This window comes from Chryseobacterium defluvii, assembly GCF_014204415.1.
Taxonomy (GTDB): Bacteria; Bacteroidota; Bacteroidia; order Flavobacteriales; family Weeksellaceae; genus Chryseobacterium; species Chryseobacterium defluvii_A.
The window spans coordinates 120,514-137,745 of the sequence record NZ_JACHLE010000004.1; the positions used below are offsets into that span (position 1 = coordinate 120,514).

10 protein-coding genes are annotated in these 17,232 nt (G+C 39.5%); all 10 read right to left on the reverse strand.

Translation table 11 applies throughout. The annotated features are described in order from the left end of the window. Window positions 1-261: 261 nt before the first annotated feature. Entirely contained in the window at window positions 262-795 is a 534-nt protein-coding gene (locus HNP38_RS13780; protein WP_184190515.1) for a hypothetical protein, read from the reverse strand. A gap of 28 nt (window positions 796-823) precedes the next feature. Beyond that, on the reverse strand, window positions 824-6,130 hold the full coding sequence (locus HNP38_RS13785; protein WP_184190517.1) for a DUF11 domain-containing protein: 5,307 nt from the start codon (window positions 6,128-6,130) through the stop codon (window positions 824-826). Window positions 6,131-6,348: 218 nt separating this feature from the next. Continuing rightward, window positions 6,349-8,985, reverse strand: a complete 2,637-nt coding sequence (locus tag HNP38_RS13790) for a T9SS type A sorting domain-containing protein (RefSeq protein ID WP_184190519.1) — start codon at window positions 8,983-8,985, stop codon at window positions 6,349-6,351. Between the two features lie 179 nt (window positions 8,986-9,164). Then, the gene (locus tag HNP38_RS13795; RefSeq protein ID WP_184190521.1) at window positions 9,165-11,747 is read right to left on the reverse strand and encodes a T9SS type A sorting domain-containing protein; all 2,583 of its coding nucleotides are present in this window, start codon (window positions 11,745-11,747) and stop codon (window positions 9,165-9,167) included. Window positions 11,748-11,793: 46 nt separating this feature from the next. After that, window positions 11,794-13,320 carry a hypothetical protein gene (locus HNP38_RS13800; RefSeq protein ID WP_184190524.1) on the reverse strand — a complete coding sequence of 509 codons (1,527 nt, stop codon included), beginning with the start codon at window positions 13,318-13,320 and terminating at the stop codon, window positions 11,794-11,796. 735 nt (window positions 13,321-14,055) lie between these two features. After that, window positions 14,056-14,427 (reverse strand): 50S ribosomal protein L7/L12, encoded by a 372-nt coding sequence (gene rplL, locus HNP38_RS13805; protein ID WP_123262513.1) that lies wholly within the window; start codon window positions 14,425-14,427, stop codon window positions 14,056-14,058. A 46-nt stretch (window positions 14,428-14,473) separates the two neighbouring features. Beyond that, a complete protein-coding gene (gene rplJ, locus HNP38_RS13810) occupies window positions 14,474-15,073 on the reverse strand; it encodes a 50S ribosomal protein L10 (protein ID WP_184190525.1) in 600 nt (199 codons plus the stop codon). 18 nt (window positions 15,074-15,091) lie between these two features. Next, a complete protein-coding gene (rplA, locus tag HNP38_RS13815) occupies window positions 15,092-15,784 on the reverse strand; it encodes a 50S ribosomal protein L1 (protein WP_184190527.1) in 693 nt (230 codons plus the stop codon). Window positions 15,785-15,795: 11 nt separating this feature from the next. Next, window positions 15,796-16,239 carry a 50S ribosomal protein L11 gene (rplK, locus tag HNP38_RS13820; protein WP_184190529.1) on the reverse strand — a complete coding sequence of 148 codons (444 nt, stop codon included), beginning with the start codon at window positions 16,237-16,239 and terminating at the stop codon, window positions 15,796-15,798. 183 nt (window positions 16,240-16,422) lie between these two features. Further along, entirely contained in the window at window positions 16,423-16,986 is a 564-nt protein-coding gene (locus tag HNP38_RS18150) for a helix-turn-helix domain-containing protein (protein WP_317166736.1), read from the reverse strand. Window positions 16,987-17,232: the final 246 nt, after the last annotated feature.

A 17,232-nucleotide genomic window follows, 5' to 3' on the forward strand; every position in this document is an offset into this window, starting at 1 on the left:
AATTTCTAACTGCAACACTGGTATATCTTTTCACAGCGTAATGCAAAATATTTTCATTACTTTTGAGGCATCAATTTGCCGCAATACCTATATACACGAAATCCCTTTCATTTCCATGAAAGAGCTGATTTACAATATTTTATAGATTTACAAACAATTATTCGCGCCAAAAGAGGAGCAAAGGTACAAAAAGTTATCCACATTCACAAATAAAAAACCACTTCAGAACGAAGTGGTCTTATTATTTATTATATTATGCTTCTACTGTCTCCAGAAACTCCAATTGGTTCCGTTGAAAACAGCCAGCTGCTTATTAAAGGTATCATATACTATCATTCCGGGGGAAGGATTGATGATATTCAGATGCGGGCTGGCCACTTTCGGTAAGACCATTGCTTTATTGGTATCTTCCAAAACCAGAATCCCCGGAGCTGAAGTAGGGGCCCCTATTGAGGTTTTTGCCATCGCATTTTCCGTAGCCGCATTTTGAATGAGAACTCCATCCACAGTAGTCAACGGATCAACCGTAGTCCCAGTAGTTTCTACTGAGAGATCTTTCCATCCTGAAGCATATTTTACTTTTACTTTTTTATCGGCAAGGTCATATACCATTGTCCCGTTTACAACACCTGTAACAGCTCCCGTGGAAGTCACCCACGGTAATATCATCCCCCGATTCTCCGCCCCGAAATCCAAAGAAACGGACGGGGAGGAAACAGATGTTTTACCTATTGCAACCTGAGAAAAAACAACCCCGGAAGACAAAGCCCATATGATTATGAATATATTTTTCATCTTGAATTGATTATTACATGTTAGTCAATTAGTTAGTCGGACAGGTTTGGGTATTGAAACAAGCCCATCCTGCAGCAGTTCCATCAGTGTTTACCTGCAGACAATCTAAGGTAGTATTATACACCATCATCCCTTCTACTAGATCAGCAGACGGAATAGCCGTGATCTGTGCTGAAGTAAGCCTGTTGAGTACAAAGCCTTTTGTTTTAGCTTCCAGAACTGTCCATGCTCCTTTCCTCACCATTGGCCAGTTATTGCCGGCTGTATCGGCTCCGGCTCTTCCTAAGGAAGTAATTCCCTGAGGAGTATTCAAAACGGTTCCGGCCGTTACTGCAGGTTTGTAGCACACTGCCTGGGTATCCGTATCTGTTGCCGAGTTATTGGTGTTATTTACTTCGGTAATATTGGAAGGCGGTGTTACCGTTACTGTATTAACAAGGTCTCCAGAGTAAGCCAAAGGAATAGTTACCACTACGGTATAGGTTACGGTACCTCCAACCGGAAGGCTTACCAGATCGTTAATTGCTCCTGTCTGGGTTCCTACCACTGAAGTTGTAGCTCCGCCAGCCACAGCCGCAGTATAACTGACATTCGCCGCAGGAATACCTGCCGGAACAGGATCGGAAACGGTAGCTCCAAGCACTCCGAACGGACCAGCATTGCTTACCGTTACCGTATATGTAGTCGTAGTACCTGATGCATAGGTACCCACACCATCTGTTTTAGTTACAGCAATATCCGCACTGAAGGCTATAGGCGACGTAACGCAATGAGCGCCATCGTTTCCTGAGCTGGCAGGAGCATTGGAAATCAGGACTCTCTGCCCGGTAGTGAGGTTGAACTGATAAAAACCTCCTGCATTTTCAACTCCGTACAATTCACCGGTGCTGGAGCCATACATTGCTCCAAAACTTGCTGCTCCCGGCGCGGTTCCTATTGTTGTTACCACATTGGTCCCCGGATTAATTGAGACTAACTGTCCGTTTCCTAAGTGAACACCATACAAAAGTCCTGTGGTAGTATTATAAGCGAGGTCTGGTAAATTAACACTTGTCGAAAGTGTCATCAAAGTAGCGGTCATTGTAGTCAGGTTGATCCTGTAAAGCTGATTGTTATTTGTATTCACCTTTACATAATAGTTCCCCAGATTATCTATTTCTCCTGCATTATAGATCACTCCGGTCGGCAAACCGGTTACAGGGCCTAATGTAATATGAGTACCATCAGTATTTAAAACAATCAGGGTATTGGTATTATTGATCAATCCGTACATATAGCCATTCAACGGATTAATTCCTATCCCATTATAATTGGATGTAGATGTACCAATAAGCGGATAAGTAAATGGATTACTTGAAGTGTTTACATTATATAAGGTATTGTTTTGGGAAAGATACATCGCTGATGAACAGCCAAAAGTGTTCGCACATTGTATATCCTGTATCGCCGAGTTTGCGGAAGATCCGGCCCCTTGTCCCTGATCTGAACCTATATCTGCCGCCCCGCCTGTATTTACAAGAACAGGTACTCCCTGGGCATCTACACTACTGTTGATACTTCCATTTCCATTAAGCTGAGCTGCTGTTACATTCTCATCCCCTTCTATTGCATCATAGCAGCCATCTCCATCGGAATCCAGATCCAGATGATTAAAAATGCTATCTCCGTCTGTATCACAAGTCAATGGCAGTAAATCCAAAAATACAATCTCATTCAATGATGCTCTTTGCGGTACAGCACTACTATAACCCTGACTGGAAATAATAGTAAACCTAACCCGTGTAACATTTGTATACTCTTTTGTGAAAGTAAAAACCGGGGTACCTGTATATTGATCAGGAGTAGTAAAACTCTCCGTGCCTAAAAGTGTATTACTTGCATTATACAGTTCTATTGCAAAGTCCTTAATCCATTCATTGATTCCCCAAGGTCCATACAGCTTAATATGATCAATTGTTGATGATGCCTGCATGTTCATACTAAATGCAATTGGAAGATTGGAAATATTAGTATACCAATACGGAAAGGTACCTGGACCGGAACCGCCTGCACCTTCTCCATCGACAAGCTGCTGTGCATTTCCTGATGTTATTGGTTTATCTGCTGTGATGGAAGCTGTGGTTACAGGTCTTACAGTGTAAGTAGGTGTACATTCTACTGTATCTAAAATTCCGTCATTATCATCATCCAGATCATCAACATTTGGAATACCATCATTATCTGTATCAATACATGCATTGAGTGATGAATTCCCAGAATATCCTATCCCTTGTCCCTGATCATTTCCTATATCTGCTGCTCCGCCTGTATTCACAAGAACCGGCACTCCCTGGGAATCTACACTACTATTGATACTTCCATTTCCGTTAAGCTGAGCCGCTGTTACATTCTCATCTCCTTCTATTGCATCATAACAAGTATCTCCATCGGAATCCAAATCAAGATAATCTGGTGTTCCGTCCCCATCAAGGTCTCTACAGGAAACCAGAGATACTGACTGCATCCCCAAATCTCTTACCTGTGTAGCAGATGGCCCTGCAGTAAAGGTGAAAAGCAAATTTCCCGTTGAAGGAATTCCCGTTTGAGGTAATGTAATTATTAAATTTGTTTTTGCAGACTGATTTACCTGTGTGGCAACAGCAGGCAACGAGCTTATATTTACAGTGGCTCCGTTAGATGCCACTATAGAAGGTTCCGGCGTACCGGTGGAAGTTATCGTAGCATATACTACTCCACCGTAAGAAACCGTGAATGTAAAGCCATTATCAGTCTCAGTACCTGCAGTCCTGAACCAATACATCTGATTAAGTGATAAGGAAGATCCTCCCATTACCCCCGTTAAGCTTTGTTGTAAAGTGGTCACAGTATTTACATCTCTTCTGAATTCCAGGCCATTTGTATTCAGATTTACTCTCCCTGTAGGAGAAACCCATGGTCCTGAGGCTGCATAAGTCCCTCCGACCGTCCATCCCGCAACCGTATTCGTATTTCCGCCAGTAGTCGGAAACGTACCACTGGTAATTCTGTCATTCGAATTACATTCGGAACTATCCGGAATCCCGTCATTATCGTCATCCAGATCCTGCCAGTCAGGATACCCGTCTACATCCGTATCTGTACAATCATTCCTGGTCATATCCGTAGATTGCCCTATGCCCTGTCCCTGGTCGCTACCAACATCTGCCGCACCTCCGGTATTCACTAGAACAGGAACTCCCTGGGCATCTACGCTGCTATTGATCCTTCCATTTCCATTAAGCTGAGCGGCCGTTACATTCTCATCCCCTTCTATTGCATCATAGCAGCCATCTCCATCAGAGTCCAAATCCAAGTAATCCGGTGTACCGTCTCCGTCCGTATCTCTATGATTACAATAAGTAATTGTATTCTGCGAAATAGTTATAAGGCCTCTGTCTCCAGCATTTCCGGCTCCGGAACCCGCAGTATTTGTAAATGCTGTGTAATTCCAGGTATAAGTACTTCCATAGCTTACCCCATAAGGCAATGTTGCCGCTCCTGCTGATGGATTGGTCGTATTCTGAAACTGCATCCTTGCGTAATACCCACTTGCCAGAACTGCTCCTGAATTGGCCGCATTAAAGGTCGAGAATAAATTTAAAGCAGTATTGCTGCTATAAGAAGATACCCCGGTTACTGTTGGTAAACTTCCTATGGTCGTGGTATAAGTACCTAACTGAGTGATCCTGTTGGTACTTAAAAAATACCTAAACCAGGAATCAGGGGTATTCGGTGATGCACCGCTCTGATCTTCAGTGGTAGTATTATTAGTTGGTAATCCTGTATACAAAAGTGTCGTATTAGGAATTATCCTAAATTCTGTTGCAGAAGTATTGAATGCACTCCAAGTATGGTTTTGTGCATTTACCGTATTCGTAAAATCCGAATAGGAAAAAGGAACGTTAAAACTGGTTCCCAATGATGCCACTGCAGGACCTGACGTTAAAGTATATACCAGATTAAAGCTTCCCCCATTGGCTCCGAAAGTTGCCCCTGCTAAGGTATTAGCAATATTCAGGGTATACACACTTTGAGAAGTACAATACCCTTCAGCCGTATCTAAAATACCGTCATTATCATCATCCAGATCCAGTGTGTTATCTATTCCATCACCGTCTGTATCAGGCACAACCGGGGCTGGTGTTATACTTGCGGTGTTATTGGTAGCATCAGGGTCTATCAAGTCACCTGAAATAGTCGCAGTATTCATATAGCTACCTGAGCTTTTCACGGTAGCAACAATTTCCATTGTGGCACTTGCCCCGGCATTTAAATTTCCAATAGTCCAGACTCCCGTACCGCTGACATAAGTACCTGCAGATACTGCGGAACTCACATAAGTATATCCGGATGGAAGGAGATCGTTTACAACAACATTCGTATTATTGGAAGCTCCGGTATTGGTAGCCGTAACGGTAAAGCTAACATTCGTTCCTGCAGTAGGTGTTGAGTTATTCACCGTTTTTGTGACACTCAAATTAGATTCTGCTGCCGTAACACCAATCATATAGCCTTCTCCGGCAATATTGCTTCCTGCATGCCAGTTAGTACCTGCATTAGCTGCTGCTCCACGTACATAAACCCTCAGGGTAAGTGTTGTTATACCCGTACCCGAAACCAGAACGGTACCTCTGGAAGCATTTGCAGCGGCCCCATCAGGTGTTGTGGCTGAATTCAAAATCTGGGTAGAAGTTACATTCAAAAAGGTAGTTCCGGAAACTTTAGAAAAAGTAACCGGGACGTTAGAAGACAAATAATCAAACTCTGTAGAATAAGACACTCCAGATACTCCTCCTAATGCATTAACCTGTAAATACGGATTATTGACCGGCCTGCTGAACGTCAGCGTCAGATCTGCCATTTGCCACCTTTGGTTTGTCGCTCTAGCTGCCGTAGTTAAGGGCTGAACGTTTGTAAAAAAGTTCACAGCCCTGTTTGCCGTAATATCTATACCAGTCCCTACCGATGCGCCATTGCTCGTAAAAGGAGTATTAGCAGTGGTACTTCCAAAAGCATTCATTAAAGTCAGGATAGGTTCATTTGGATATCCCATGAAGACAACCCCATTGTATCCCGCAAAGTTAGCCTGTGTATACTGCTGATTACTTAACGTATAAGTAACATTAAGGGCAGTAGGATTGGCATAGGTAGCGAACGTGCTAGCCGTAGGGTTGTTGGTATTATTTCTAAGTCTTATTGTAGTATTGCCTACCACATTTGTAACATTGGTCGTAGGATTACTATCTCCATCGGCCATTTCTAAAGAAGGATTGGTCTGAGCTTTCATAAAAAGAACTGAGAACATTGCTCCTATCAAAAAAAGATTTTTTTTGACAGTGCACCTTCTGATGTTTAGGTCAGATAATAAATTTTTCATACATAATTTATACTTTAATTATTATAAAAATAAGCAAAACAAGTTAAATATTATGTTAAAAAAAAGAAATCTTTAATTTTTACTACTTTGCCTTTCTAATAAAAAAGCGGAAGGCCTTTAATAAAGGCCTTCCGCAATAATAAATACTATTTCAAAATTTATTTTACAATCACTTTGAAAGTTTTTCCTGCTGATTTTGTTTCTATTTTAATAATATACATTCCGGCAGGCATCGAAGTGGTATTGATCTCGGTATTACCGTTAAATTTACCATTTTTCACCAGTTGCCCCTGAGCAGAGAATACTGCATAAGTCCCCTCTTCTGCGGATCTTACATTAAGATTTTCACCCGCTTTTACAGGGTTAGGATAGATCACAATCTCATTATTAATACCATTATTGGCAACAGCTTTTGCGTCTTTAGTCTCCTTATCCTTCGGAGCTGCTCCAGCTTTGGCATTTTTAGCAAATGGCGTACCTGGTATAAGTGGAGAGTTTGGAGCTCCTCTGTTTACAAGATCTGTATCTACAACCGCCTGAATACCATCCAGATCCGAATCACTGATTATAGAAATAAATCCACCACCAAGTAAATCCAGATCTGCTCTGCCTATCTGGTATAAATCGAAGTCTGAACCATTTGATTTCAAGTCTAAGAAATCAGGTACTCCATCACCATCCGTATCTTTAATAGCATATTTCATCACTCCTGAATCCGGTGCTGTTTCCAGAATATCTGCAATACCATTGGCACCCACAGGAATATTGCTATCCACAACTCCATTATGATCCGTATCAATCTGATCGATTACTGAAGCAGGAATACCTGATTCAAACAGATCTAAAACTCCGTCATTATCAGAATCAAGATCAAGATAATTGGCAACGCCATCTCCCAGTACTTCAACAAATGCAAGATCGCCATCTACATCATCATCTTCAAAAAGACCATTATTATTAACGTCTTCTTCCATAATATCCGGAATACCGTCATTATCAGAGTCACCATCACATCCGTTAGGAATACCATCTCCGTCTGTATCAATTGTTGAGCTCTTATCGCTAGTAGAGACACAGCTTGTTGTATCGCAGGCATCCGGAATACCATCACCATCTGAATCTATATTATCATCTCCATTAGGACAGATATCTTTACAATCCGGAACACCATCCCCATCAGAATCCAGCTCCACAAATACGTTATAGATATAATAGTTCACGCACTGGCATAGGCTCGCCGTATGCTTAATAGAAATCCTGATCCTGTTGAATGCTTTCGTAGATTTAAATCCTACTTCTGTTTTACCTCCTGAAACCGTGATCAGCTTTAAGCCGTTTGTTGTACTTTTCTGCTCTACCAGAGTATTTCCGTTATACAGCTGTACGGTAATAACTCCTAAAGCACTCCAATCTGTTGAAGTACTTTTACCAATTGTAAATCCTGCATAAGTACCGGCAGGGTAAGTAGTTCCCACTGATTCCACAGCTATATTTCCCGTAAGGTTATATTTGTAGGATGGAACGGAAAAAGTTGCATAAGTGGAAGGGTTAGAATCCACTACATATTCTGCATTATAAACTCCTAAATAAGAAGTTGTGGTGCTCCAGGTTCCTGACCATGGTTCACGTCTGCCACAATAAGAGGCTCCGTTCGGAAGATTTCCACATAATAAAGCTCCTTTATAAGGGGCTGTTCTGTTACACTGAAGATACTGCTTACAATCACAGTTCTGAGGCTCTTCAAAAGCGTAATAAATATTGATGGCCCCCATATTAGAGCAAGTTGAGTTCTGAGAGATCTTCAATCTTACTTCATTGAATGGCTTAGTGGTTGCAATAGATATCTTTTGTTTATTTCCTCCAAGATTCATTGAAGAAACGTTCATTGTTCCAGACCCACTGTTATAGGACTGGGAATTCTGCAACTGTCCGAAAAGATAAGTCTCAATAACAAGGTTATTAAGCATTTTCTCTGTAAGAACTGCATTTGAGTTAGCCGGAGAAATAACAAATCCGGCTCTGTTCCCCGCAGGATAATATTGGGTTTTATCAAAAACCCCTATACTGAAGCTTCCTGAAAAACCAGAAGGCAGAGTAACCGTACCAAAAGAACTTTTATCTCCATCTGAAATTCTGTCTCTGTTTGTTATTACAGATAAAGGAGAGGTAAGATTGCTGCTGCAAGATATATTAGCTTCTATATCTGCTGAAGCCCCGCCAATAATATCATCACATACTCCATTATTATCAAGCTTTACATTGGGAGCACAAGTAAATGCATAATAAATATTCATTGCATTACAGGCAGTATTGCTTCCTGATCTCAATAATCTGATCTCATTAAATGCCTTTGTGGTTTTAAAATGCAGGAATGTCCTGGATTTCTGGCCTCCATATGCAGGAGTTGAAGAAAAAGCACCAGGCGCGGAAGTTTCCTGAAGCACTCCGTTTTTGTAAGTAGCAATACTAAGGGAATTTGCTACAGTAGAAGTCATAGCCCCATTTCCCATATCCACATTAAATCCGGCAACAGATCCTGCAGCATACATGGTATTATTATCACTTACGGAAATACCATTGCTTCCGGTATTATTAATTAAATTTCCTAAGCTGACCCCACTATTTATATTGGCATCAATTAAGGTGTTAATGTTTGAAGAACTTGCAGCTGCTACACATTGTCCGTTCTGGGCAAGGCGTGCCCTGATCCCCATTCCTCTGATGGGTTTATAGTTCTGTGCAAAAGCAACAAATACAAATAGCACTGTGGCTATAAAAGAGAGACTTTTTTTCATTTTTTAATTTTAAGTTGTACTTTTTTTAATTGTGTTCTTTTTAATTATGATTAAGTTATATCCCTGGTACTATAAGAGGATAGTACCTTTACGATTTAACATAAAGTTTGAGAGTTTCAGCGTATTGAAAAAACCACCCTTTCGGGTGGCTTTATCAGCAAAACTGTTTTTCTTCGAAGTTATTTAACAATAACCTTATACGATTTTACAGTTGATTTTGTTTCTACTTTGATGATGTACATACCTGTAGGCAGTGAAGAGGTATTGATTTCCGCATTACCGGCAAACTTACCATTTTTCACCAACTGCCCCTGAGCAGAGAATACAGTATAAGTTCCTTCTTCTGTAGTTCTGATGTTAAGATTTTCACCAGCTTTTACAGGATTAGGGTACACTTTGATATCATTAGCAGTAGCTGCAATATCTGTAGCTTTTTCTCTACCGGTAGTTCCATTCTTAGCAAATGAAGCATAAGGCGAAAGCGGAGAGTTTGGAGCTCCTCTGTTAATAAGATCTGTATCTACCACAGCTTGAATACCGTCAGCATCAGAATCACTGATCGTAGAGATAAATCCGCCTCCAAGAAGATCCAGATCTGCTCTTCCAATCTGATATAAATCATAGTCTGAACCATTTGATTTCAAGTCTAAGAAATCAGGTACTCCATCTCCGTCAGAGTCTTTTACAGGATATTTTAAGACACCTGAATCCGGCGAAGTTTCTAAAACATCAGGAATACCATTTTCTCCGGATGGAACACCATTATCTATAATACCATTATGGTCTGTATCAATCTGATTGATTACTGAAGCAGGAATGCCTGACTCAAACAGATCTAAAATCCCGTCATTATCGGAGTCAAGATCAAGATAATTGGCAACACCATCTCCCAATACGCTCACAAATGTAAGATCTCCGTCTACATCATCATCTTCAAAAAGACCGTTGTGATTGATATCTTCTTCCATAACATCAGGAATACCGTCATTATCTGAATCAAGGTCACAAGCATCAGGAATACCATCTCCATCAGAGTCTCTTGTAGGCGATTTGTCATTTAATGCCACACAGCCTTCTGCACAATCAGGAATACCATTTCCATTATTATCAATACTGTCATCTCCATTTGGACATTTATCATTACAGTTCGGAACACCGTCTCCGTCAGAATCTAACTGAACAAATGCATTATAAATATAATATTGCTGGGCTAAAGTAATCCCGATTCCCGGATTAATTTCAATTTTCATCCTGTCAAACGGCTTTGTAGAGGTAAATCCTACATAAAACTGGTTTGAAGCTGAAGTAATAAATTGTCCGCTGAACAGACCTCCTGAAGTTCTGGACTCTGTTACCGTAGTTCCTTTATAGAAAGTAACGGTAATATAATCCAATGCATTTATCGTGAACAGGTTTGCACTTTTTGTTAATGTAAATCCTCCAAATGTTCCTGCAGGATAATCTCCCGTGTTACTTTTTACAGTAAGTCTTACTGTAGGAATCAAAAGGTTGATCGGAGAAAAATTTACAGTGGCAAAGTTTGACGTGTTGGTATCCACTACATTTCCTGTATTCGCAATGTTCGTAAGTCCAAAAAGAGTTCCTGAAGTACCCGTCCATGAAGCACCCGGTACAATATCCCCTAATCTGGATGTTCCTGAAGTCTGAATATATTCATTACAATCGCAACCCTGCGGTTCTTCAAATGCATAGAACACTTTCAATGCACCTAAATTTACCCCTACAGTCTGAGTTACCTTCAATCTTATCTCATTGAAAGGTTTAGAAGTTATAAGGGAAACTTTTTGTTTGTTGGAACCAAATCTTAACACTTTAATGTTAATAAGCCCGCCTCCATCACTTAGGTTTTTAGAATCTTGTAACTGGCCGAACAAGTAAGTTTCAATAGTAATGTTCTTTAAGAATTCAGCACTTAAAAGTTTTCCCTGGTCATCCGGTTCAATGACAAACCCAGCTCTGTTCCCGGCAGGATAAACCTGATTTTTATCCAATACCCCAACTGCGTAAGAGCCTAATAGACCTGCAGGTAAAACAATAGAGCCATAAGAGTTTTTATCTCCGTCTCCAATTCTCTCTCTGTTTTGTACATAAGAAAGAGGAGCGATAAAGTTACTGCTTCCTGAAACATTGCCATCCACACCACTTCCTGCTATAATATCATCACAAAGACCATTGTTGTCTACTGGTACTTTATTCGGATCGAATGCAAAAGCATAGTATACATTCATCGCACCAAACAATGATAAGGTATTGATCTGATACAATCTTACTTCATCAAATTCTTTTGATGTTTTAAAGTGCAGGAAAATCCTTGTTTTAGTACCTCCAAAAGCCGGTACGGACAATAAGGTAGCACTTGTAGAAGATTCCTGTAACACACCTGCCTTATAGGTACTGATCCTCAATGCGCTCAGAAAGGTCGCAGTAATTACGCTGGTTCCCAGATCAACATTGAAACCGGTAATATACCCGGCCGGATAAGTAGTATTGGTATTTTTTACTGAAACACCATTTCCGCTTACTAATGTAGCAAAGTTACCCATGCTTACATTGTTATTCAGATCTGCATCAACAAGAGGATTTAAACTCCCGTTATAGCAGCCTAAACATATTCCACCACTGTTTACAGCCCTGGCTTCCACACCCATCCCACGGATAGGTGTATAACCCTGCGCCATCACAACTACCGAAAGCAACAGCATCATTACTGCCGTCAGCTTCTGAAATAATTTTTTAGTCATTCTTTTCTTCGTTTTGTTTTTGTTATATAAAATAGTATTATTTTAATTATGGATTATTTAATTGTCTCCATTCAAAAGTAGGGGCTGAAGATATCCTTCTGCATCCTTCAAAATGTCCTGTACTTGCGCTGGCAGTATATCTGATAGAACCTTCGGATGCCGCATTACAAGTCATTGTCGTATCATTCACAAATTGTACAGCTTTTGACACTTTGATATCAGCAACCTGGGTAGAGCCAGGTACTGTATTTACTCCTATTTTAGAAAACTTGAATGAACCGTCCGCGTTCTGGGACTGGAAAAAGTGATATTCACTGGCATAGATATTACTGTTATTTACCAATGTTGTATTAGGAGCTACGGTGTTATCAAAATCTCTACCAATAACAATATGGCCTCCTGAACCTAAATCATTACTCATACCTACGACAATTCCTGAGGTACCCGTGTTATTATTCCCAAAAATCATCGATCCATTCACTGTATTTTTGAAACCTATTGCCATTCCATTATAACTAACGGAATTTTCTTTTCCTAAAAGTACGGTTGCCATTAACCCTGATGACGGAATAATATTAGAATTGATCAGAGAGTTTTTATACCCCGCAATAATTGCGTTGTTAAAAGTATGTACAGCCGCTCCTGTAGTGGCAGCAGTATTCTGGCTTCCCCACATAAAATATGAATTCCCGTCTGTACCACCACCGGTAAGTGATCCATTAGCATTATTAATAACCCCACGAATGGTTCCGTTAGCAGCAAAAACCAGATCGTTAGCATTTTGAGTTCCTAAATATTTAAGATTCGAAATACTGCTTGTAGCACTTCCCACTGAAGAGCTTACATTAGTAGCCGTAACATCCGAGTTCCCATCAATACGCCAGTCTGTTGATTGAACAGGAAGAGCTGCGGGAGCCCAATTTGTTCCGTTGAATGTCAGAACCTGACCACTTGTTGCCCCTGTTGTGGTTCCAAGCGGTGACCCATTGATTTTGACAACTGTTGTACTGGCCAAAGTTCCCGTAACATCTCCATTGATAGGAAGAGAAGAAGCTGAAAAATATGTAGGAGCTGCAGCTGAGCCCGTATTATTTCCAAAAATAGAATTTGCGGGGGCATTAGATAAGGAAAATGCCAACGAAGGCGTTGTAGTAGAGTTTGAAACTGATGTTGTAAACAACGGAGAAAGATTACCTGACGAGAAGCTTGTCACTGTTCCTCCACTTGAAACAGGCAGAGTCTGCCATGTCCCTACACCATTTGCATCAGAAGTCAAAACCTTACTGGCAGCCTGTGAGCCATCTACCAAACGAAAGCCTGTTCCGGCCGACGCTACGATATGAAGCCTAGTAGAAGGAGCTGCAACATTAATCCCCACATTCCCATTGTTGAGTACTGTAAGCATTTCATTAGCCGACGAATTATTAATCTCCACCGCTTTAGTAGAAGCTGTATTTCCATTGGACACTACATCCAGCATCGCACTTGGCGTTGGTGTATTAATCCCAACTTGCGCGCTGGCTGTAAATCCACAAAAGGATAAAACAGCGATCGTAAATAATTTGTTTTTCATTTGTAATGATATTTGTTGTTTTTTTGTGTGTGTTTTTTGTGTGTTTTATTTTCAATAATTATAAATCATCAGGTATATACATCGGAATATTCCCGAATAAATAGCTCCTTTTTTGATCTCCATAAAAAAGGATCCAGATACTGTATACCAGAAACAGCCGTTACAAAAACAAACTTTATATAATTGTTAAAATTTTGAAATATTCCAATGCCTACATGTGCAGTCCTATTTAACTTGGGAACAATTTGCTGACATAAGGAACGAATAGAATTGATCCTATCAGCAAAATACAGATCAGTATAAATTATAGATTGAAGTTTTTTTCCGGTGCATAAAGATTTGCCAACAGAGCCTAGCCCTATTGACAGAATTATAGCTTTTATAATCCTTACGGTTATAGCCCTCAACGATACTAGAGAAATGGCTAAAAAACCAAGGAAAAGAAAGTAACTTCTTTCCAAATTTAGTGTGTGTTTTTTTCGTATGCAAATATAGTACTATTTTCAAATAAACAGCACTTTTTTTGATAAAAAAAACTATTATACAAATATTTAGCAGATAATATTTGTTTTAAGCAATATTTTTTTATCATATTGATAATTATAATTGAATATAAATAAACATAACTAAACAATGTCTCAATATGAGTATTAATAATTGATTAATCTTAAATATATTAAACAAAAAAAAGCCTGAGCGTTATGCCCAGGCTTAATATTTGGAATTCAAATTGAATTATTTCAATTCTACTTCAGCACCAGCTTCTTCAAGTTGCTTCTTAAGAGCTTCAGCCTCATCTTTAGATACACCTGTCTTAATTGGAGCAGGAGCACCGTCTACGATATCCTTAGCTTCTTTAAGACCAGCACCAGTTAAATCTTTTACTAATTTAACGATCGCTAATTTAGAAGCACCAGCTGATTTAAGGATCACATCGAATTCAGTTTTTTCTTCAGCAGCATCTCCACCTGCAGCTCCACCTGCAACTACTACCGCAGCAGCAGCTGGCTCAATTCCGTACTCATCCTTAAGGATAGCAGCTAATTCGTTTACGTCTTTTACTGTTAAGTTTACTAGCGTTTCAGCTAAATTTTTTAAATCTGACATTGTTGTAATGTTTTTGTTGATTATTTATTTAATTTTTTGAGTGTAATTATTCAGCACTTGGAGTTTCCTCTGTGCTTTCTGCTACAGGAGCTTCAGGAGCCGCTTCAGCAGGAGTTTCTTCTACAGCAGGTGCAGGCGCAGCTTCTTCAGCTTTAGCTTCTACTGTTTCAGGTTTGTTTTGAAGAGCAGAAACAACTCTCTGGATTGGAGACTGAAGTAATCCGATGATTTCACCGATCATTTCTTCTCTGGACTTGATGTTTGCCAATGCATCCAGGTTATTGTCACCTACATAGAATGTTTCCTGAAGATAAGCAGATTTCAAAGCCGGCTTCTCTTCTTTCTTTCTGAACCCCTGGATTAATTTTGCAGGAGCATTTGCGGTCTCGGAGATCAGGATCGCTGAATTCCCTTTAAAAGTAGGGAACATCTCAGAGTAATCTACTCCTTCGATCTGCTCCATTGCTTTTTGTAAAAGTGTATTTTTCACCACTTTTACTTTTATATTTTGTTTGAAAGCCTGTCTTCTGAAATCTGAAGATTTAGCAGCATTCAATCCTTCCAGATCTGCTACATAAACTACTTTTGCATCCTGAAGCAAGTCTTTGATCTCTTGTATTGCTACAACTTTTTGGTCTTTTGTCATTGTCTTAAGGATTTAATATTAGTTAACAGATTTAGTATCAATTGCAATACCCGGGCTCATTGTAGAAGACAAGTAGATGCTTTTCACATAAGTACCCTTAGCAGCGGTCGGCTTCATTTTGATCAATGTCTGGATAAGCTCCTGAGCATTTTCTTTGATCTTGGCAGCATCGAAAGATACTTTACCGATACCTGCATGGATGATACCATACTTATCTACTTTGAAATCAATTTTACCAGACTTCACTTCAGTAACAGCTTTACCAATTTCCATAGTTACTGTTCCTGATTTAGGGTTTGGCATTAAACCTCTTGGTCCTAAAACTCTACCCAAAGGCCCTAGTTTACCCATTACAGCAGGCATAGTAACGATAACGTCTACATCTGTCCAGCCGTTTTTGATTTTATCTAAATATTCGTCAAGACCTACATAGTCTGCACCGGCTTCTTTAGCTTCAGCTTCTTTATCAGGTGTAACAAGAGCTAATACTTTAACATCTTTACCTGTACCATGAGGAAGAGATACTACCCCTCTTACCATCTGGTTCGCTTTTCTAGGATCTACCCCTAATCTTACAGCGATATCTACAGAAGCATCAAATTTTGTTGTGTTAACTTCTTTTACAAGAGCAGAACCTTCTTCAAGGTTATAAATTCTTCCTTTTTCTACTTTGCTTAAAGCTTCCTTTTGCTTTTTAGTTAATTTTGCCATTTCAATAAGTTTTAAGCGTTAGTTGGTTTAGTTCCTGTTACTCTTAATCCCATAGATCTTGCAGTACCTGCAACCATACTGATTGCTGAATCTAATGTAAAGCAGTTAAGGTCAGCCATTTTATCTTCTGCGATCTTCTTTACCTGATCCCAAGATACAGAACCTACTTTGTTTCTGTTGGGTTCACCGGAACCTCCTTTGATCTTAGCCGCATCCATTAATTGGATCGCTGCAGGTGGAGTTTTAATAACGAATTCAAAAGATTTGTCTTCGTACACTGTAATTACTACAGGTAAAACTTGCCCTGGCTTGTCCTGAGTTCTTCCGTTAAATTGTTTACAAAACTCCATAATGTTCACACCTGCAGAACCTAAAGCCGGACCTACGGGTGGAGAAGGGTTAGCTGCGCCACCTTTCACCTGAAGTTTTACCATTTTAAAGACTTTTTTAGCCATTTTTTGTTTTTTAAGTTTGAATAATTAATGAGTTTGGAAGCATTTATTATTCAGTAGGTTACCGTTCTCACCTATGGAAAACCTACTTTTCGGATTGCAAAAGTATAAATTTTTTTTGAAATAGCAAACGGAAATTATTGATTTTTAGAAAGATTAGAAAATATTTTCCATAAAACACATAACTCAATCGTGGAAATCATCTGAATCTTTTTCCGCTTTTCCTTTCACGTATTCGGTTGGGGTAATTCCTTCTATTTGTTTGAATACTTTATTAAATGTTGACTGATGCTTGAAGCCTGCTGAAGTATACACATATAATAAGGAATGTTTTTCCAACTCATTGTTATCAATGAGCTCCTTCACCAAACCGATTCGGTACCTGTTAACAAAGGTGGTAAAGCTGGTATTGGCATTAAACCGGACAGATTTTGATATATAGGTTACATTGGTGTCTAAGGCATTAGCAAGATGTGTTGTTGAAAAGTCCGGCCTTCGGAAAGGTTCGTATTCCTGGAAATAATCCAGAATTTCTCCGTAAAGCTTTTTCATCTTTTCATCGTTTTCATTATTCTGCTCATCAGAGAAATCGTATATATGCCTGTCATTTTCTTCCTCATATATAGCCTCTGTACCGGTTATATTCATGGTATGGATCTTTCTGCTGAAATAGTTTCCTAATGCGAACAAATAAAGTATTGAAATCAGTGCAAATACGTTAATAAGTACAATTCCATTGGAAGGAAACACAACTATATATTTATAAACAGGCAGTTTTTGAATATACCCGGAGCACACAATCGTTAATGCTATCAAAATAAACGTATAAAGGATCCAATAAATAGCAGACCTTTGCGAATAAATATTCATAGAGAAAAAGGGGATAAGAAAAAACCAGAAAAATGCAATAGGTGTTTTTTCCCAAAAGCATACGGCATACATAAACAGAAACAAAGATTTAAAAACTTGGTACAGGTTGATAAAAGGCTCTATCTG